This window comes from Tannerella forsythia (genome assembly GCF_001006485.1).
In the GTDB taxonomy this organism is placed as follows: domain Bacteria; phylum Bacteroidota; class Bacteroidia; order Bacteroidales; family Tannerellaceae; genus Tannerella; species Tannerella forsythia.
Genome location: NZ_JUET01000078.1, coordinates 68,895 through 86,299 on the forward strand (window position 1 = coordinate 68,895; position 17,405 = coordinate 86,299).

14 protein-coding genes are annotated in these 17,405 nt (G+C 50.1%); 11 read left to right on the forward strand and 3 right to left on the reverse strand.

The genetic code is table 11. From position 1 onward, the window contains the following. Positions 1-84 precede the first annotated feature (84 nt). Positions 85-2,649 (reverse strand): DUF5686 and carboxypeptidase-like regulatory domain-containing protein, encoded by a 2,565-nt coding sequence (locus Tanf_RS07710; RefSeq protein ID WP_231964118.1) that lies wholly within the window; start codon positions 2,647-2,649, stop codon positions 85-87. Between the two features lie 160 nt (positions 2,650-2,809). On the opposite strand from Tanf_RS07710, the gene Tanf_RS07715 reads away from it, so the two are divergent. The 9 genes from Tanf_RS07715 (at position 2,810) to Tanf_RS07755 (ending at position 13,843) form a co-directional block, all read left to right on the forward strand. Beyond that, positions 2,810-4,474 (forward strand): putative transporter, encoded by a 1,665-nt coding sequence (locus Tanf_RS07715; protein ID WP_046825466.1) that lies wholly within the window; start codon positions 2,810-2,812, stop codon positions 4,472-4,474. A 59-nt stretch (positions 4,475-4,533) separates the two neighbouring features. After that, positions 4,534-5,229 carry a sugar phosphate nucleotidyltransferase gene (locus Tanf_RS07720; RefSeq protein WP_046825487.1) on the forward strand — a complete coding sequence of 232 codons (696 nt, stop codon included), beginning with the start codon at positions 4,534-4,536 and terminating at the stop codon, positions 5,227-5,229. A 39-nt stretch (positions 5,230-5,268) separates the two neighbouring features. Further along, on the forward strand, positions 5,269-6,126 hold the full coding sequence (locus tag Tanf_RS07725; protein WP_014226239.1) for an ATP-grasp domain-containing protein: 858 nt from the start codon (positions 5,269-5,271) through the stop codon (positions 6,124-6,126). Continuing rightward, a complete protein-coding gene (locus Tanf_RS07730) occupies positions 6,126-7,046 on the forward strand; it encodes a CDP-alcohol phosphatidyltransferase family protein (RefSeq protein WP_046825488.1) in 921 nt (306 codons plus the stop codon). The genes Tanf_RS07725 and Tanf_RS07730 overlap by 1 nt, the downstream gene beginning before the upstream one ends. Continuing rightward, on the forward strand, positions 7,043-7,774 hold the full coding sequence (locus Tanf_RS07735; RefSeq protein ID WP_014226241.1) for an HAD family hydrolase: 732 nt from the start codon (positions 7,043-7,045) through the stop codon (positions 7,772-7,774). Before Tanf_RS07730 ends, Tanf_RS07735 begins: the two co-directional genes overlap by 4 nt. A 39-nt stretch (positions 7,775-7,813) precedes the next feature. Next, positions 7,814-8,254: a DUF6769 family protein gene (locus Tanf_RS07740; protein WP_046825467.1), complete on the forward strand. Its 441-nt coding sequence runs from the start codon at positions 7,814-7,816 to the stop codon at positions 8,252-8,254. A 75-nt stretch (positions 8,255-8,329) separates the two neighbouring features. Beyond that, positions 8,330-9,568: an efflux RND transporter periplasmic adaptor subunit gene (locus tag Tanf_RS07745; protein WP_046825468.1), complete on the forward strand. Its 1,239-nt coding sequence runs from the start codon at positions 8,330-8,332 to the stop codon at positions 9,566-9,568. A 13-nt stretch (positions 9,569-9,581) separates the two neighbouring features. After that, complete coding sequence (locus Tanf_RS07750) at positions 9,582-12,665, forward strand: efflux RND transporter permease subunit (protein ID WP_046825469.1); 3,084 nt, start codon at positions 9,582-9,584, stop codon at positions 12,663-12,665. Beyond that, on the forward strand, positions 12,662-13,843 hold the full coding sequence (locus Tanf_RS07755) for a TolC family protein (protein WP_046825470.1): 1,182 nt from the start codon (positions 12,662-12,664) through the stop codon (positions 13,841-13,843). Before Tanf_RS07750 ends, Tanf_RS07755 begins: the two co-directional genes overlap by 4 nt. A gap of 164 nt (positions 13,844-14,007) precedes the next feature. Here the strand turns inward: Tanf_RS07755 and Tanf_RS07760 are convergent, their stop codons facing one another. Beyond that, positions 14,008-14,868 (reverse strand): sugar phosphate isomerase/epimerase family protein, encoded by an 861-nt coding sequence (locus Tanf_RS07760; RefSeq protein WP_046825471.1) that lies wholly within the window; start codon positions 14,866-14,868, stop codon positions 14,008-14,010. A gap of 29 nt (positions 14,869-14,897) precedes the next feature. Further along, positions 14,898-16,136 carry a 3-keto-disaccharide hydrolase gene (locus Tanf_RS07765; RefSeq protein ID WP_046472706.1) on the reverse strand — a complete coding sequence of 413 codons (1,239 nt, stop codon included), beginning with the start codon at positions 16,134-16,136 and terminating at the stop codon, positions 14,898-14,900. A gap of 117 nt (positions 16,137-16,253) precedes the next feature. Here Tanf_RS07765 and Tanf_RS07770 point away from each other — a divergent pair, with 117 nt between their 5' ends. Further along, a complete protein-coding gene (locus tag Tanf_RS07770; protein ID WP_052449049.1) occupies positions 16,254-16,754 on the forward strand; it encodes a thioredoxin family protein in 501 nt (166 codons plus the stop codon). Positions 16,755-16,769: 15 nt separating this feature from the next. Next, positions 16,770-17,393: a bifunctional nuclease family protein gene (locus Tanf_RS07775; RefSeq protein ID WP_014226249.1), complete on the forward strand. Its 624-nt coding sequence runs from the start codon at positions 16,770-16,772 to the stop codon at positions 17,391-17,393. Positions 17,394-17,405 lie beyond the last annotated feature (12 nt).

Here is a 17,405-nt window from a genome sequence, read left to right on the forward strand (position 1 = left end):
TGTGTTCTTTAGGTTGTTTGTACTTTTTTTCCTGACAAATGTAAATACAAATTCTAAAACCGCCAAAAAATTTGAGAAAAACATTCAGAATGAAAATTGCATTTTCATTCTAAGTCCACGGTCAGGCGTATGAGGATGGTTACGATAAGAGAGTCGCCAGACATAATCAAGCCGGACGAGCTTAAAGATATTATCAAGTCCGCAACTGATTTCCATGTAAGGACGATCTTCCATCAGATAACTGTTTTCAGGGAAAACATAAAGTCCTTCATTACCCGGTTTCCACGGATTATTCTTGTCGCTCAGATCACCATACCATCCGCGAAAAGCAAAAACCTCGCGCAGTTGCAGGCGTTTGATGAGCGGAAGACGGTTCAGCAAAGCTCCATTCATAAAATACGTGACTTCCCACGACACAAAGCGATCATTGATAAACTCCATCGGGTCCATCAGGGCATATGTTTCCGGTTCGATGCTGTACGATAAGTTCGCATTCGGGATGATAAGCAACGGATAAGGTACCTTATCCCATACTTTACCGGCCTGCCCGTAAAGGTCGACATACCCGAAAGGCGACATCCAGAAGCGTTTACGGATGCCAATCTCGGTGCGGTTATAATGATGGTCGGAGCCCAAGACGCCTTTTCGGGCAAAGGTATGACTGAGCGTGATGATCGGTGCATCAAGCGTAATGGGATAACGATAGTTGCGCGACTGATAGAACTTCTCGTTCTGCGCCCAGCGCAGCACCACCTCAAGCTGTGCCGAGCGGTAATGATCGAGTGGAAGAGCCGTCACCCCGTCGGGTTGAATTTGCGCGAACGGCACATAACGTGACGCCCATTCCGTCAAGTGACGAGCCGTAATGCCATAGCCTAACCCGTTGTAATGCTCATGATAATAACCGAGTTCGGCCTTCTGCATGTAGGTAATCAGGTTGTTTTTGCGCCGCTTAAGCATCATAAACACATTATCTGCATTCGTATAAAGGTAATGCTGCCCGATCTGATTGATGTCATAGCGATATTCGGCACGCACATAATGGAACGGATACTCTTTACGAAAACTTCGTTTATCGTTGAACGAATATTCAACCAGCAAATCCCCTTTGAATTTTTCGTCGCCCGCGCCGTAAGCCAGATAACCATCCACAAAGAAACGTCGGCTAAGATTCGTCGTAGTCGTTCCGCCGAAGCGATATCGTGCCCCTTCGAGCGCATTACCGCTGATAAAGGTGTTCACCGGCCCAAATTCGACCGGGCTGTTCGTTTCCCGGGGCTGCACATACCCGTTGATCAAAGCGCCCACGATCTTTTCCGTCCAGAAAAAAGCAGGCACGGCGCGCAGTTGTGCCATCATCTTCTCGACCGAGGTCTGGGTAATCTCTTTCTCGTTCTCCCGATGTCCCTGCCAATATTCGTCCGAACGTTTGCGGGCATCTTCCGTTTCCATCACGGGATTATTCTCTCGAAAGACCGTGATATCTTCGGGAGGATCGAACGAATGATCGCGATAAAGACAAATGCGGCGGGCATACGTTCCTTTACTTTTAGCGTTCAGCTTAAATTCGACGGTAATATCATTTTTCGTCATCAGCCGCGTGCCATCATCTGCACGTATAAAATCCTGTTCGATCCGCATAAAATCTACAAAATTGAGGTTAATGTGCCGCGGCACATTCAGCTTCACCCGTTTGACAAAGAAAGTCGAGTCGAGGGGGATATAAAGATGTCCGGTAAAACCGAACGACTCGGAGTTAAACGGCACGAACACCAGATCGACACACGGTTCACCCTCTACCGTTACGGTGTCCGACAAGTAATACTTATAGTAGAGCGGACCAAATGAAGCGAGCGGACTGATAAAGCGATTCAAAAACAACGGGATATTGTCTTGAAAAAGGTCTATCTCCCTGAACACTTCCTCGATAAACTGTTTGACCCCGTCTTCCGAAAAGATTTCGATCAGTCCGGCACGTTTCACCCCCTGTACGACTTTACGTTCCGCAGTCGGCGATTTTCGATAATACGTCTTCTCGATCCGTTCTTCGTTGTAAAGCGGCAAAATCGGTTTGCCCGATACCCGAGACGTATCGATGTAATTGAAAATAAAATCGATCTGTTTGTAACGTTTTTTCTTACGTGCCTCTTCCTCGTTAAAGTCATTTTTGGCCAAAATCTTCTGGTCGTACGTGCTATAGTGATAATAATCATGTTGGCGAGGATCATTGACTGTACGCCGACTTATCACCTTTTCAACAAATGTCACCGCCGGGTTCTTTTTTCTGGAATATTTTTCTTTTTCAGGCTTGACAACAATATCGGACAACGCATAAGATATTGGTTTCATCCGGACTGTTACATTGTTTATTCCATTTCTTTTCAACGGAAGTTCAACCTCTTCATACCCCAGAAATGAAACATGTAATACGTTTTCGGAAGAAGTGACTTGTAAGGAGAAATGGCCTCTGTTGTCCGTCACCGTGCCGATCGTCGTTCCTTTCAACATGACCGATACAGCAGGCATAGCTTCACGGGTTAATGAATCTTTGACAAATCCTTCTACACGGATCGTATATTGTGCAACCCCCTTTCCCGCCCCAAACAAGAAACATAACAAAAGGAGACATAGCATGCTTTTCAGTTTCATCTTAATGTTCTAATGACATGATTCGTGCAAAAGTCGTTTTTTTCTCCGAAAAACAAAAATCTATTTCACCTATATTCTGTTCATTCTATCTTTTTGTATCGCAGACAGCGCTTTCTTGTGATAACTGTTTTATCTTTGCGCCTCATTTTAACAGGTGAAGATGGATTGGTTGAACGGTTTATTTGTAGAACACTCCCCCATGCAGGCAGTGGTTGTGCTTTCACTCATCGTTGCGGTAGGATTGGCATTGGGTAAAATACATATCGGTGGAATATCCTTGGGAGTTACTTTCGTCTTTTTTACAGGTATTTTAGCCGGGCATTTCGGGCTTTCCATAGATGATAAAATGCTGGCTTATGCTGAAAGCTTCGGATTAGTCATTTTTATCTACTCTCTCGGGTTACAGGTCGGTCCGGGTTTCTTTAATTCGTTTCGTAAAGAAGGGATCATGCTCAATATGCTATCGATGGCGCTTATCTTAATCGGAAGCGGGTTGACCGTTCTGCTATCGCATCTGACAGAGGTATCGTTACCGGATATGGTTGGTATTTTTTGCGGAGCCACGACCAACACACCGGCCTTGGGAGCGGCACAGCAGACCTTAAAACAGATCGGACTGGACAGCAACATCCCTGCTTTAGGCTGCGCCGTGGCTTATCCTTTAGGGGTGGTCGGGGTGATTTTTGCAATCTTACTCATCCGGAAAACACTCGTTCGTGAGGAGCTACTGAACAACGTTGAAAAGGATGATTTAAAAAAAGTATATGTAGCCGCTTTTCAAGTGCATAATCCGGCGGTCTTTGAAAAAAGTGTCAAGGAAATTGTTCGGATGAGTGATCTGAAATTTATCATCTCACGTTTATGGAGAGACGGGCATGTAAGCATTCCAACGTCGGAAAAAATCTTGAAAGAGAATGACAGATTATTGGTTATCACATCGGAAAAAGATGTGCAAGCCTTAACGTTCCTGTTCGGTCAGCAGGAAAAGACGGACTGGAACAAGGAGGATATCGACTGGAATGCTATTGATACGGAGTTAGTTTCAAAACGTATTGTGGTGACTCGTGCAGCGTTGAACGGCAAAAAATTAGGTTCTCTCCGTTTACGCAATCATTATGGAATCAATATCAGTCGTGTTTTTCGCTCAGGGGTGGAGTTGCTTGCCACTCCCGAATTGGTGCTCCAGTTAGGAGACCGGTTGACGGTAGTGGGCGAGGCTGCAGCGATCCGAAACGTAGAGCAGGTATTGGGGAATGCCGTCAAAGATCTGGAAGAGCCCAACCTCGTCGTGATTTTTATCGGTCTCGTTTTGGGGCTGGCTTTAGGATCTGTGCCGTTTTCATTTCCGGGCATCGCTACACCGGTGAAATTGGGTTTAGCGGCAGGTCCTATTATCGTCGGCATTTTACTGGGCACATTCGGTCCCCGCATACACATGATTACTTACACAACTCGCAGTGCCCATCTGATGCTTCGTGCGATCGGTCTTTCCATGTACCTGGCATGTCTAGGGTTGGACGCGGGCACACACTTCTTCGAAACGGTGTTTCGCCCCGAAGGGCTTTTGTGGATTGTGATCGGCGCAGGGTTAACCCTTATACCTACCATTATCGTAGGAGTCGTTGCTTTAAAAGTCATGAAGATCGACTTTGGGACGGTTTCGGGCATGTTGTGCGGAAGTATGGCTAATCCGATGGCATTAAGCTACGTCAATGAAACGATATCCGGAGACAATCCTTCGATTGCTTATGCCACGGTTTATCCGTTAGGCATGTTTGCACGAGTCATCCTTGTGCAGATACTGTTGATGTGCTTATTGGGATAATGATGATTTCGTTATTTGCAGGAAAAGCGGTATCTTTGCCGACCCAAAATAAACATACTATGGATTATGCAATTATCGCTGCCGGTGAGGGTTCACGCCTCGTTCAGGAAGGGATGAAGACTCCCAAACCCTTGCTCCGCTTACACGGAGTCCCCTTGATCGACCGGCTGATTCATCTTTTTTTGAGGCATCACGCCACGTCGATCAGTATCATCGTGAATGAAGAGATGACGGAAGTGCAGGCGCACCTGAAAGCTCTTTCGCTGCCGGTACCGTTTCATTTATTGGTACAATCCACCCCCAGCTCGATGCATAGTTTTCATGCATTAAGCCGCTTCCTGACCGGCAATCGGTTTTGTCTGACCACGGTCGATACGATTTTTCAGGAAGATGAATTTACACAATATATCCGTACATTCGAGCAGACATCGACTTTGGATGGCTTGATGGCCGTTACAAGTTTCGTAGACGATGAGAAGCCGCTCTACGTAAAGACAGACGATGATTACATGATCCAAGCTTTCCTCGATGCGACAGACGAACCCTGCCGTTATGTGTCCGGAGGAATTTACTGCCTGAGAAATACTGTGTTACCGGCGTTGGATCAGGCAATGGAACAAGGAATCTCACGGATGCGCAACTATCAGCGCCTGTTGGTGAGCGAAGGTTTGCATTTGAAGGCCTATCCGTTTCATAAAATTATTGATATCGATCATATCAGTGATCTGGCTAAGGCAGAAACATTTCTGGCATGATACGTACTTCTTCGGATAGGGTTTTAATAATCAATCAACATGAATACGCATAAGGTAGCCGGTATTCGCAGGGAAAACCGTTTTTCACCGAATCATGTAGGAAACGATGCCGCCATTTTTTCATTGACGGCAGAGCATCTGCACCGTATGGGATGCACGGTGAACGAATACATCGAATCGGACCTGTTAGTTCGGGACATCGATGCCAATATCGTTTTTAACATGGCACGTGAACGACAGATGGTACGTAAATTGCAACGTATGGAAGACGAAGGATGCAAGGTCATCAATTCGGGCTACGGTATCGAGAATTGCACCCGTGAGAAGATGACGCGTCTTTTGCTATCTGCCGGAATAGCCCATCCGAAGAGCCTGATACTTAAAACGGACGACGATCCGACGGAGGCGCTCGAGGAGGCCGGCCTGCATCATTGCTGGATCAAACGCGGAGATTTCCATGCCATCCATCGTGAAGACGTGACCTATGTTCGTCATCGCGAAGAGGCCAAAGGTATTTTTCATGAGTTTGCCGTGCGAGGAATTGAAACCGCAGTGATAAATGAACATCTGGTCGGCGATCTGGTCAAATTTTACGGGGTGTACGGAACGGACTTCTTCTATTGGTTTTATCCGTTCGAGATGCATCACGGAAAGTTCGGGCTTGAACAAATCAACGGTGCAGCCAAGGGATTTTCATTCGATCTGAATTATTTACGAAAAATGTGCGATCAGGCAGCCCAGGTGTTGAACGTCCATATTTATGGTGGCGACTGCATTGTATCGGAAGACGGCACGGTACGACTGATCGACTTCAACGACTGGCCGAGTTTTGCACCTTGTCGTGATGAAGCGGCACCCCATATTGCCGAATGTATTTACCGTTTCATGAAACAATGATGACACGCAACTCACAGACAAAGGATTTGGAGTCCACACTCAAATCGTTGGATACGGAAGAGTTTATTGATATACATTTTTATCGTCCGCTGGGCTATCGATGGGCCTTACTGTTCGAGCGGATGGGTATATCGCCGAATGCCGTTACCGTAGCGGGAATCTTTATCGGGATTGCCGCCGGTATTTGTTTTTACTACCCTTCGCCGACAATCAATGTGATCGGGATGTTACTCCTTGTCTGGGCCAATATGTACGACAGCGCCGACGGTCAGCTGGCGCGTATGACCGGGCAGAAATCACCGTTGGGAAGGATCCTCGACGGCTTCTGCGGCGATGTATGGTTCTTTGCCATCTATGTCGCCATCTGTTTGCGACTCATGCCGGTTTGGGGCGGATGGATCTGGCTAATGGCTATCGTTACGGGAGTCTTCCACGGCAAACAAGCCGCCATGGCCGATTACTACCGGAACATCCATCTCCTTTTTCTGAAAGGAAAAGCCGGCAGCGAGTTGTCACACTCACCGGCCGTAAAGGCGAATTTCGAGAAGATGACATGGAGACATGATTTTATCTATAAACTCTTTGAGATGTTTTACCTGCGTTACACACGCGGACAGGAACGATGGACGCCGCGCTTTCAGGAGATGATGGACATCGTCCGGAACGATTATCACGGAGAAGCGCCGGAATGGTTTCGCAAAGCTTTCCGCACGAAAAGTCTGCCGTTGATGAAATATACGAATATGCTTTCGTTCAATACACGTGTTATTGCGTTATTCGTAAGCCTTTTGATCGATCAGCCGTGGCTTTATTTCGTTTTCGAACTGACGGTGCTCAATGTCATGCTCGTTTACATGGTGACGAAGCATGAACGTATTTGCACCGACTTTACCCCCTCATTAAAGAACCAACAGCAATGATCAACATAAAAACTATTCAAGGGATCGTGTTCGACTACGGCGGTACGATCGACAGTAACGGATTGCATTGGGCGGAAGTGATCTGGCAGGCTTATCAGGCGGAGGCTGTTCCCGTCACGAAAGACGTTTTCCGGCAGGCTTACGTGTATGCCGAGCGGACGATGGGGCAACTTCCTTTGGTAAAACCGGAGCATACGTTTGCCGATATGATGCGTATTAAGACCGATTTGCAAATCGAGTGGCTTCGTGAGAATCGGTATTTGTCGGACATGGAAGCCTCACGCGAATTGAAACGAAGCCTGGCCGGGCGATGCTATACATTCGCTGCGCGGTCGACCGCTGCGGCGCGCCCTGTTATCGAGGTGCTGGCCGACAGTTATCCGCTGGTCATGGTTTCCAATTTTTACGGAAACCTTCGGACGGTATTGAAAGATTTCCGTCTCGATGCGTATTTCCCGCTCCTTATCGAGTCAGCGACGGTGGGCGTCCGCAAACCCGATCCTCAAATCTTCCGGTTGGGAATCAGCGCCCTGAACATACCGGCTGCTCATATCGCTGTGATCGGAGACTCGTACGATAAGGATATCGTTCCTGCCGCCGCTGTGGGTTGCCGTACGGTCTGGCTCAAAAACATCGGTTGGAAAGAATATGCCGGTAACGAGACGGCTGACGCTGTAATTTCGGACTTTTCGGAGCTGAAAACGGTTTTTAATTTGTCATCATCTTAAAAAACATATACCTTTGTCCACCGGATGAAAAGTCCTCGGATGAAGCATAAACGACATATCATGCAATGGGTCGTATGGATAAGCAGTGTATTCTTCCTGTTTTCGGCGACGGCACCACATCATCATCACGATGGTGGGAAAGTTTGTTTTATGTCTTTTTGGGGAGACGGAGCAAAACATGCCTGCTGTCATACGTGCGGCGAAACCTCTCCGAACAGCCATCTTCATCACCATCCTTTACAGACATGCGATGATTGTGGGGCGACCGTGTCCGTCACCCTGACACAGGATCATGATAGCCATGCGGCTGTGACGCCTGTTCTCATTCCTTTCTTCGTATTACTGAATTATCTCTATCCGGCCGAATTGGAACAAGCCGGTCTGTGTTTCTCCCGAAAACATCTCTCCTTTTATATCGAAGCGCTTCGCGACACGTGGATTACACGTGCTTCGGGACTGCGCGCCCCGCCTCTTTTTTAATGAACCGAAAATCATTTCAGGCTGATTGCAGACGTACTATATTCAGCGATTGTTCATTCATTAAAAAAGTCAATTATGAAACATCGATCATTTATTTTATTGTGGGCAGTTTGCGCCTGCATACTTGCCGGGTGTGGCGGCTCATCCACACAAAAAGACGAACATCAACACGCTCATGATGAACATTCACATCATGATCATAAACATGAGCATGACCATAAACACGACCATGACCATGAAGGGGAGGAGCATGATCACGACTATAAAGAAGACACCCATGAAGCCATAGATAACGAGATTATTTTTACAGCCGAACAGGCCAAGGCCGTAGGTCTGGAAGTCAGCACCGCAGAGCCCGGTCTGTTTTGTCAGGTAATCAAAGCCGGCGGACAAATCCTGTCGGCACAAGGTGACGAGGTGACGATAGCCGCGACATCGAACGGTATCCTTTCTTTTTCCGGTTCTGCAGTCGAGGGAGTGGCGGTACGTGCCGGCGAAGCGATCGCATCGATCTCGGCCAAAGATATTGCCAATGGTGATCCGGTGGCGCAGGCCCGGATTACGTATGAAACCGCCGAGAAAGAATTCCGACGCGCCGAAGAGTTAGTGAAGGATCAAATCATCTCGACCCAGGAATTCGAGCAGGTTCGCCTCCGTTACGAAACGGCGAAGACCGCCTATCGGGCGTTTGCCGGCAAAGCGGGAGTGCACGGCGTAAGGCTTACGACACCCATCGCAGGATACCTCAAAAACCGGTTTGTCAATCAGGGAGAGTTTGTGGCAGTCGGCCAGCCTGTCGCCACCGTTTCACAGAACCGGCGGTTACAATTGCGTGCCGAGGTTCCTGAAAAATATTTCAGAGACTTACAGCACATCGGGAGTGCGAATTTCAAGGTATCCTACAGCGACCGGATATACAAACTGAGCGAACTGAAAGGGCGGTTGCTGTCGTTCGGGAAGTCGGCAGGACAAGCCTCGTTCTATATTCCCGTCACTTTCGAGTTCGACAATATCGGCGATATCATGCCCGGCGCTTACGCCGAAGTGTATCTGCTTTCCACTCCGCGTCCCGATGTGATAACCTTGCCGATAAAGGCTGTAACGGAGGAGCAAGGGGTTCATTTTGTGTATGTTCAACTCGACGAAGAAGGTTACGTAAAAAGAGAAGTTACCTTAGGAGCTGACGACGGTGAGCGCGTGCAGATTCTTTCCGGGATACATGTGGGAGATCGCGTCGTGACGCAGGGTGTTTACCAGCTGAAGCTGGCGGCCAATGCAAGCGTGATTCCGGAAGGTCACAGTCACAGTCATTAAAAACCGGACGGATATGCTGAATAATATTATACGATTTTCATTGAATAATCGGCTGATCGTGCTTGCCGCAGCTGTATTATTGCTCTTTGCCGGTACGTATACGGCCATGAACATGGACGTGGATGTCTTCCCCGACCTGAATGCTCCGACCGTAGTCGTGATGACCGAGGCAAAAGGGATGGCTCCCGAGGAAGTAGAGCGGTTGGTCACTTTTCCGGTAGAGACGGCCGTCAACGGAGCGACGGATGTGCGTCGCGTACGTTCATCGTCGACAACCGGCTTCTCGGTCGTATGGGTCGAGTTTAACTGGGGGACGGATATTTACCGTGCGCGCCAGATCGTATCGGAAAAGCTGGCTATGATCGGCGAATCTTTACCGCCGAACGCAGGAAGACCGACGCTGGGGCCGCAATCGTCTATTCTCGGCGAGATGATGATTATCGGCCTGACGGCCGATACGACCTCGATGGAGGAACTGCGAACGATCGCCGACTGGACCATTCGTCCGCGTCTGTTGTCTACGGGCGGAGTAGCGCAAGTAGCCGTATTGGGAGGCGATATCAGGGAATATCAGGTGTTGCTGAATCCTGAAAAGATGAAGCATTACGGGATCGGTCTGGACGAGGTGATGAAAGTAGTTCGCGACATGAATCAAAACGCGTCGGGCGGGGTATTATACGAATACGGAAACGAGTACATCATCCATGGCGTGATCTCCACCAACGACGTCGATGCCCTTTCGAAAGCCGTATTGAAACGCGTGGGCGAGGTACCGCTCTTGCTGGGCGATGTGGCCGATGTACGTATCGGCGCGAAGATGCCGAAACTCGGCGTAGCATCGCACCGCGCCAAGCCGGCCGTATTGCTGACGGTCACGAAACAGCCGCATACGAGCACGCTCGATCTGACGCGGAAGCTCGACGCTTCCATCGCCGAATTGCAAAAAACGATGCCCCGTGATGTGCAGGTGGCAACCGATATCTTCCGACAGTCACGATTTATCGAAAGTTCGATCGGCAACATTCGGCGATCGCTGATCGAAGGGGCTGTTTTCGTCGTGATCATCCTGTTTATCTTCCTGATGAATGCACGAACCACCCTGATCTCGCTCGTCACCATTCCTTTGTCGATCCTCGTTGCCATCGTCGTGTTACGATTGATGGGGCTGACGATTAACACGATGAGTATCGGAGGGATGGCCATTGCGATCGGCTCACTCGTTGACGATGCGATCGTCGACGTCGAAAACGTCTACAAACGTCTGCGTGAGAACCGGCAGAAGCCCGAGGCCGAGCGGCGCGGAGTGATTGCCGTCGTGTTCGATGCCTCGCAGGAGGTGCGGATGCCAATCCTGAACTCAACCTTTATTATCGTCGTCAGCTTCGTGCCGTTGTTCTTCCTTTCGGGTATGGAGGGACGGATGCTGGCGCCGTTGGGCGTGGCTTTTATTGTGGCGCTGTTTGCCTCTACTCTCGTAGCGTTGACGCTGACCCCCGTGTTATGCAGTTTTCTGCTCACGGCAGACCGCCAGACAAAGAAAAACAAAGAGCCGTTCGTGGTGCGTCATCTCAAGGCGGCTTACGAACGCGCTTTAGACCGGACGCTGACCCATCGGAAGGCTTCGCTCGGCATTACGGGTGGGATCGCACTCGTGGCGCTCGTCGCCTTTTTCATGTTGGGAAACAGTTTTCTGCCGTCGTTCAACGAAGGTTCGTTTACGATCAACGTAAGTACACTGCCGGGCATCTCGCTCGAAGAGTCGGACAAGGTTGGTCGCCGGGCGGAAGAGTTACTGCTTTCGATTCCGGAGATACGGACGGTGGCACGTAAGACCGGACGCGCCGAGTTAGACGAGCATGCGTTGGGGGTCAATGTCTCTGAAATCGAAGCGCCGTTCGAGCTTTCCGGACGGTCGAAAGAAGAGGTCGTCGAGGAAGTGCGGGAGAAGCTGAAAACGCTTTCGGGAGTAAATATTGAGATCGGACAACCCATCTCGCACCGTATCGACGCGATGTTATCAGGCACACGAGCCAATATTGCCATCAAGCTGTTCGGTACGGACCTGAACCGTATGTTCGCGCTCGGCAACCGGATTAAGACGAGTATCGCCGATATCGAGGGGATTGCCGACCTGAACGTAGAGCAGCAGATCGAACGTCCTCAGATCAAAATCGAGCCGAAACGCGAGATGCTCGCCAAATACGGCATCCCCCCTTCCGAGTTCGGAGAGTATGTATCGGTTATGCTCGGTGGCGAGGTCGTTTCGCAGGTGTATGAAGGCAATCGCTCCTTCGATCTGACCGTAAGGGTCAATGACGAGAGCCGGAGCGGCATCGACCGGATCGGTGATCTGATCATCGATGCCGACGGGCGGAAAATACCGCTGAGCTACGTGGCCGACATTGTTTCGTCCGGCGGGCCGAATACGATCAGCCGCGAGAACGTCAGTCGCAAGATCGTCGTTTCGGCCAATGTGTCGGGCGGGGACCTGCGGGGTATCGTCCACCGGATACGCGAACGGATCGATGAGCAGATCGTGCTTCCCGAAGGGTATCACATCGAATACGGCGGACAGTTCGAGAGCGAGCAGGCTGCATCGCGCACGCTGCTCGTCGCCTCTATCCTGTCTATTTTCGTTATCTTCCTGCTGCTTTACAACCAGTTTAGGAGCATGAAGCAGTCGGCCGTCGTACTGTTGAATCTTCCGTTGGCACTCATCGGCGGCATCTTTGCCATCTTCTTTGCCGACCGAATCATCAGCATCCCCGCCATCATCGGATTCATTTCGCTGTTCGGCATTGCCACACGCAACGGCATGCTTCTGATCGATCGATACAACGATCTGAAACGCAGTGGGCTGTCATTGATTGAGTGTGTAAGGCAAGGTTCATCAGACCGGCTTAACCCCATTCTGATGACGGCGCTTACCTCGGCGCTGGCGCTCGTTCCGCTGGCCTTGGGAGGCGATCTGCCGGGTAACGAAATTCAGAGCCCGATGGCTGTCGTGATTCTGGGCGGATTGTTGACCTCTACGCTGTTAAACGGCTTTATCATCCCGATTATGTATCTTTTAATCCATAAAAAGCAAGACGTATGAAAAAATATATGATAGCAGGACTTGCCGTGCTGCTGACCATCGTGGCGCAAGCGCAGACGACGATGGACGAGGTATTGCGTCAAGTGGAAACGAATAACCGCGAGTTGCAGGCCGCCCGCCAGTATTACGAGTTGCAGTTGCTCGAATCGAAAAGTGAGAATAACCTGCCCGATCCATCGGTGAGTTATTCGCATCAATACGGCAATCGTGCGGAGATGGGCGTACAGGGTGAGCTGGTCGCGTCGCAGTCGTTCGAGTTCCCCACGGTTTACGGGCAACGCAGCAAACTGACGACCGTTCGCCAACAACTCTTCGCCTCGCAATACACCGGTGAGCGTCGTCAGGTATTGCTCAATGCCCAAGAGGTCTGCCTCGATTTAGTGTGGCTTAACCGGCGTCGACAGCTCCTTCGCGAACGGCGACGCGACGCCGAGCGGCTGGCGGAGCTGTATGACGAGCGTTTGAAGAAAGGCAATGCCAATATACTGGAGACGAATAAAATCAAGCTCGAGCTCTTAAACGTAAAGACGGAAGAACGGCTGAACGAGACGGAACGCGAAGGCAAGTTGCGCGAATTGGCCACGTTGAACGGCGGACACCCCGTCGCATTCACCGATACGGTTTACCCCTCGCCTGCCGAACCGTCCTCGTGGGACGCGTTACGTGACGAGGCGCTGGCCGCCGACGCCACATTACAGACGTTGCAATACCGGCAGGCCGAAGCGCAGCGGCAGATCGGCGTAAGCCGCGCTCAGGGGCTGCCCGGACTGGAGCTGGGCTATCGGCTGAACACGGCCACCGGTGGAGATCGATACAACGGCTTCGTCGTGGGAATGAGCATCCCGCTCTTTTCAAACCGCCATCAGGTGAAGAAGGCGCACCGTCAAAGTCATTATGTAGAGTTGCAACGTGAGAGCGCTGCGGTACAGGCCAAGAACCGCCTGATGCAGCTCTATCACCGGTTGCAGGTACTCCGCGCTTCGATGGACGAATTTGATACCGTACTCAAAAATCAGGACAACCTGAACCTGCTGAATAAAGCGTTGCAAGCCGGACAAATCTCCATGATCGAGTATTTCGTCAGCATCGGCACGCTATATCAGAGCACCGACTATCATCTGCAACTGCAAAGCGAATACCACAAAGTGCTGGCCGCGATTTACAGCTACAAACTTTGATAACGGTAAAGTAGAGCGCAACAGTCGGAAAAAGGAGATGAAGTGTCATTCATATCGAACGGATCGATAAACACGTATCGAACGGGCGCATAAGAAGAGAGGGTGTGCCGGAGCGAAAAGCTCCGGCACACCCTCTTTCTATTTGTGAATCCGAAGGAAGAAGTTTAGGGAAACAGTTCTTCGACCGTCTGATGGAAATATTCGATACATTTCCGGATATCCGGTACCGAGTTCTCCCAGTTGGCTTCGTACTCAATCGAGAAAACGCCTTCAAACCGCTGACGTTTCAACTCTTCGAGCATGCCTTTCATATCCAGACTGCCGGTGCCCCAGATCACATCATCCTGCCAGGCCACACCTTCCTTTTTCGGTGCGACATCTTTGAAATGAAGCGACCGTACACGTCCCTGCAACATTTTCAAACACTCCACCGGATCAAGCCCTTCGCGACGCCAATGACCGACATCGGCACAGGAACCGATGCGTGCATCACGCGTCGAGATCTGTTTCAACACGTTTTCGGGTGTCCAATAGTCCGACGGCTGCGGATGATTATGGACGGACACTTTCAGATCGTACTGTTTGGCCAGACGTTCTATCAGATCCCAGTCTTTCGTGGCCGGCTCGCACGAGATAAATTCCATCTCCATATCCTTGGCCAGTCGAAACATCTTTTCCCATGTCGAGGCATCGTTGGTCATGTACACGCCGGTACCCGCGAAACGGATCTGCTTTGAGGCGGCAAGCGCTTTCAGCTCTTCGCGCGTTTGCGCGTCGAGATCGTAGCCAAACACCCGATCGCCCCATTGTCCGCCCAGTTTATGGCCGGGATAGACCTCGATGTTGTGAACCCCCAGCTCCGCTACTTTGTCGAGCGTTTCTACGAGCGTGAACTTATGGAACGAATACGATTGCACGGACAACCGCCAACCGTTTTTCTCAGCCTTGTCCCGTGCCGGACAAACGGTCGGTAATAGGCTGCATATAAGTGTAACGACCGCTCCCAGCCATATCGTTCTTTTCATCTTCCGGATCGTTATTGGTGAGGGAATGATTACAATGTTTTCACCCGGATGTTACGCCAAAGCACCTTAATACCTCCTCCGTCATGTATTTGCAGAGCGATACGGCCTTGACCGGCACCGATCTTCTCGTCCTGAATATCGACCATCTGTTCGCCGTTCAACCAAGTCGTTACCTGATTGCCGACCACCCGGATACGCATCGTGTTCCACTCTCTTTCTTTGAGGAAGTTTTCGCGATCGTCCGGAATCTGGATCAGCCATCCGCGGCCATACGACTCGTAGATACCGCCCGTATCGAATCCTTTTGGAGCCACCTCCACCTGCCAGCCGTTCACTTTCGCTCCTTCTTCTACGAACGAACGGATGAAGATACCCGAGTTGCCATCGGCTTCCTGCTTGAAGTCGGCCGTCAACTCAAAATCGTTATAATATTTGCATGTGGCCAGATAACCGTACTGCTTGTCGGGACCGCTCTCGCAAACGAGCAGGCTGTCCTGTACATACCATTGCTCCGTTCCGTACACATCCCAGCCCGTCAGGTCTTTGCCGTTAAACAATTCTTCTTCCTCCGTCTTGCGTGGTAATTCACGGATTTTAATGTTGCGGAACCATGCCGGATAACCGTGATCCTGCAAGCATATCAGCCCTTTGCGCGCCAGACCGTATTCGGGAGCATTCTCCCACTTACCGCTGTTCTTACGTTGAAACCAATCGTCCGACCATGCTTCGAATTCGATCGTTTTCTGTCCGTTCATGTAGTACTCTACATGTCCGTTGTCGAAGACGATTTTCGAGGTATTCCATTCGCCGGCGGGACGTACATTCATCGTCGCGAAATCGGGCAGATACATCGCATAATCCACGCCGCAACGCTGCCAGTCTTCCAACGGTTCGGCAAACCCTTTGTCGTCGATCAACTGGTATTCGGGACCGGTCACGTATGGCACCTTGTACTGCGGACGCTCCACAACGTGATAAAGCAATCCGCTGTTACCGCCCTTCGAGATTTTCCAATCCCATTGCAGCTCGAAATTCTCATAGATACGATCATACACGATGTATCCGTTCTCATCGCTGCCTTCGCCATCGGCCTGAATAGCACCGTCGACCACTTCCCACGGACCGGTCAGGGCCTGACCGTTGTAATCACGCCAGCCTTCGAGCGTCTGACCGTCGAACAGCAATTGCCATCCCGCTGCCTTTTCCTCTTCGGTCAACACATTTTGCGGTTTCTCGGAACATGCCGTTAAGGCTCCGAATAAAACCATCACACATAAACAATTCATGCACTTCATCATAAAAACAATTTTAAAATTTTCAAAAAACTCCACAAAGATAGTCATTCTTTGTAAAATGATTATCTTTGTCCGGTGAAAACAAAAAGAATGAAAAGTAAACGGATTATACTGGGCGTTGTCTTGTTCTTCTCCGCTTTGTGCGGAATGAAAGCCGAACATCAGACCTCTGTCCCTCCGGTAAAAGCGGGCAATTTCACCTATACATTGGGTTCAGGGCAAAAGGATTCGCTTTACGCGCTTACATCGGAATGGATACTGCTCTATTTTTACGAACCGACGTGCGAAGACTGCCGCCTACTTACCGAACAAATAGCCGGATCGGAAATCCTGAATCGTCTCTTTGCCGAGAAAAAGTTGCAGGTACTGGCCATCTATCCGGACAATGACCGGGAGCTTTGGAAAAACCATGCTTCCCACCTGCCGGAGCAGTGGATCAACGGGTATGACGAACATTTGTCGATCATCCCCGGAAGCAACTATCTGTTCCGTTCATTACCGGCACTTTATCTGCTGGATAAAGAGAAGTACATCCGTTTGCGGGAAACAACACTCGAAGCCATTGAAAATGCAATGCGAAGAATAAAATGAAGGAGGAATCAAACAATGGATAAGAAGATCAGATTAATCGTGCAGGGATTGACGAACAGTCAGGTCCAGTCGGGGGCTTATGCGTTGATTTTGTCGGAGAACGGGCCGCGCCGCCTGCCCGTCATCGTCGGTGTTTCGGAGGCGCAATCGATCGCGATTGCGTTGGAAGAGCTAACTCCTCCCCGTCCTTTGACACACGATTTGTTCGTCGGGGTGATACAGTCGTTTAAACTCTTTCTTTCGGAAGTATTCATCTATCGATTCGAGGAAGGAGTATTCTATTCGGAGCTTATCTTCTCGGACGGAACGAACGAAGTGCGTATCGACTCGCGCACGTCGGACGCCGTAGCGATCGCCTTGCGGGTAAACTGCCCGATATACACGCTCGAATCGATCATGCAGCAATGCGGGGTGGTGATTGATGAAGGAACGATCGAAAACGAAGCGCCGGTATTATCGAAAGACCTGAATCCCGAAGAGATTCACGACCCGGAGAAACTGCGCGAATGGCTCAATATGCTGCAACGCGGTGAGCTTGAAGAGCGGATGCAGAAAGCCATCGGCGAAGAGAAATACGAGTCGGCCAAGATTTACCGGGACGAACTGAACCGCCGTGATCATTTCGGCGATATACAATAAACGATACACCTT

Coding starts and splice junctions, on each gene's coding strand:
- Tanf_RS07710 (WP_231964118.1), bottom strand. CDS start 2,649: ATGAAACTGAAAAGCATGCTATGTCTCCTTTTGTTATGTTTCTTGTTT.
- Tanf_RS07715 (WP_046825466.1), top strand. CDS start 2,810: ATGGATTGGTTGAACGGTTTATTTGTAGAACACTCCCCCATGCAGGCA.
- Tanf_RS07720 (WP_046825487.1), top strand. CDS start 4,534: ATGGATTATGCAATTATCGCTGCCGGTGAGGGTTCACGCCTCGTTCAG.
- Tanf_RS07725 (WP_014226239.1), top strand. CDS start 5,269: ATGAATACGCATAAGGTAGCCGGTATTCGCAGGGAAAACCGTTTTTCA.
- Tanf_RS07730 (WP_046825488.1), top strand. CDS start 6,126: ATGACACGCAACTCACAGACAAAGGATTTGGAGTCCACACTCAAATCG.
- Tanf_RS07735 (WP_014226241.1), top strand. CDS start 7,043: ATGATCAACATAAAAACTATTCAAGGGATCGTGTTCGACTACGGCGGT.
- Tanf_RS07740 (WP_046825467.1), top strand. CDS start 7,814: ATGAAGCATAAACGACATATCATGCAATGGGTCGTATGGATAAGCAGT.
- Tanf_RS07745 (WP_046825468.1), top strand. CDS start 8,330: ATGAAACATCGATCATTTATTTTATTGTGGGCAGTTTGCGCCTGCATA.
- Tanf_RS07750 (WP_046825469.1), top strand. CDS start 9,582: ATGCTGAATAATATTATACGATTTTCATTGAATAATCGGCTGATCGTG.
- Tanf_RS07755 (WP_046825470.1), top strand. CDS start 12,662: ATGAAAAAATATATGATAGCAGGACTTGCCGTGCTGCTGACCATCGTG.
- Tanf_RS07760 (WP_046825471.1), bottom strand. CDS start 14,868: ATGAAAAGAACGATATGGCTGGGAGCGGTCGTTACACTTATATGCAGC.
- Tanf_RS07765 (WP_046472706.1), bottom strand. CDS start 16,136: ATGGTTTTATTCGGAGCCTTAACGGCATGTTCCGAGAAACCGCAAAAT.
- Tanf_RS07770 (WP_052449049.1), top strand. CDS start 16,254: ATGAAAAGTAAACGGATTATACTGGGCGTTGTCTTGTTCTTCTCCGCT.
- Tanf_RS07775 (WP_014226249.1), top strand. CDS start 16,770: ATGGATAAGAAGATCAGATTAATCGTGCAGGGATTGACGAACAGTCAG.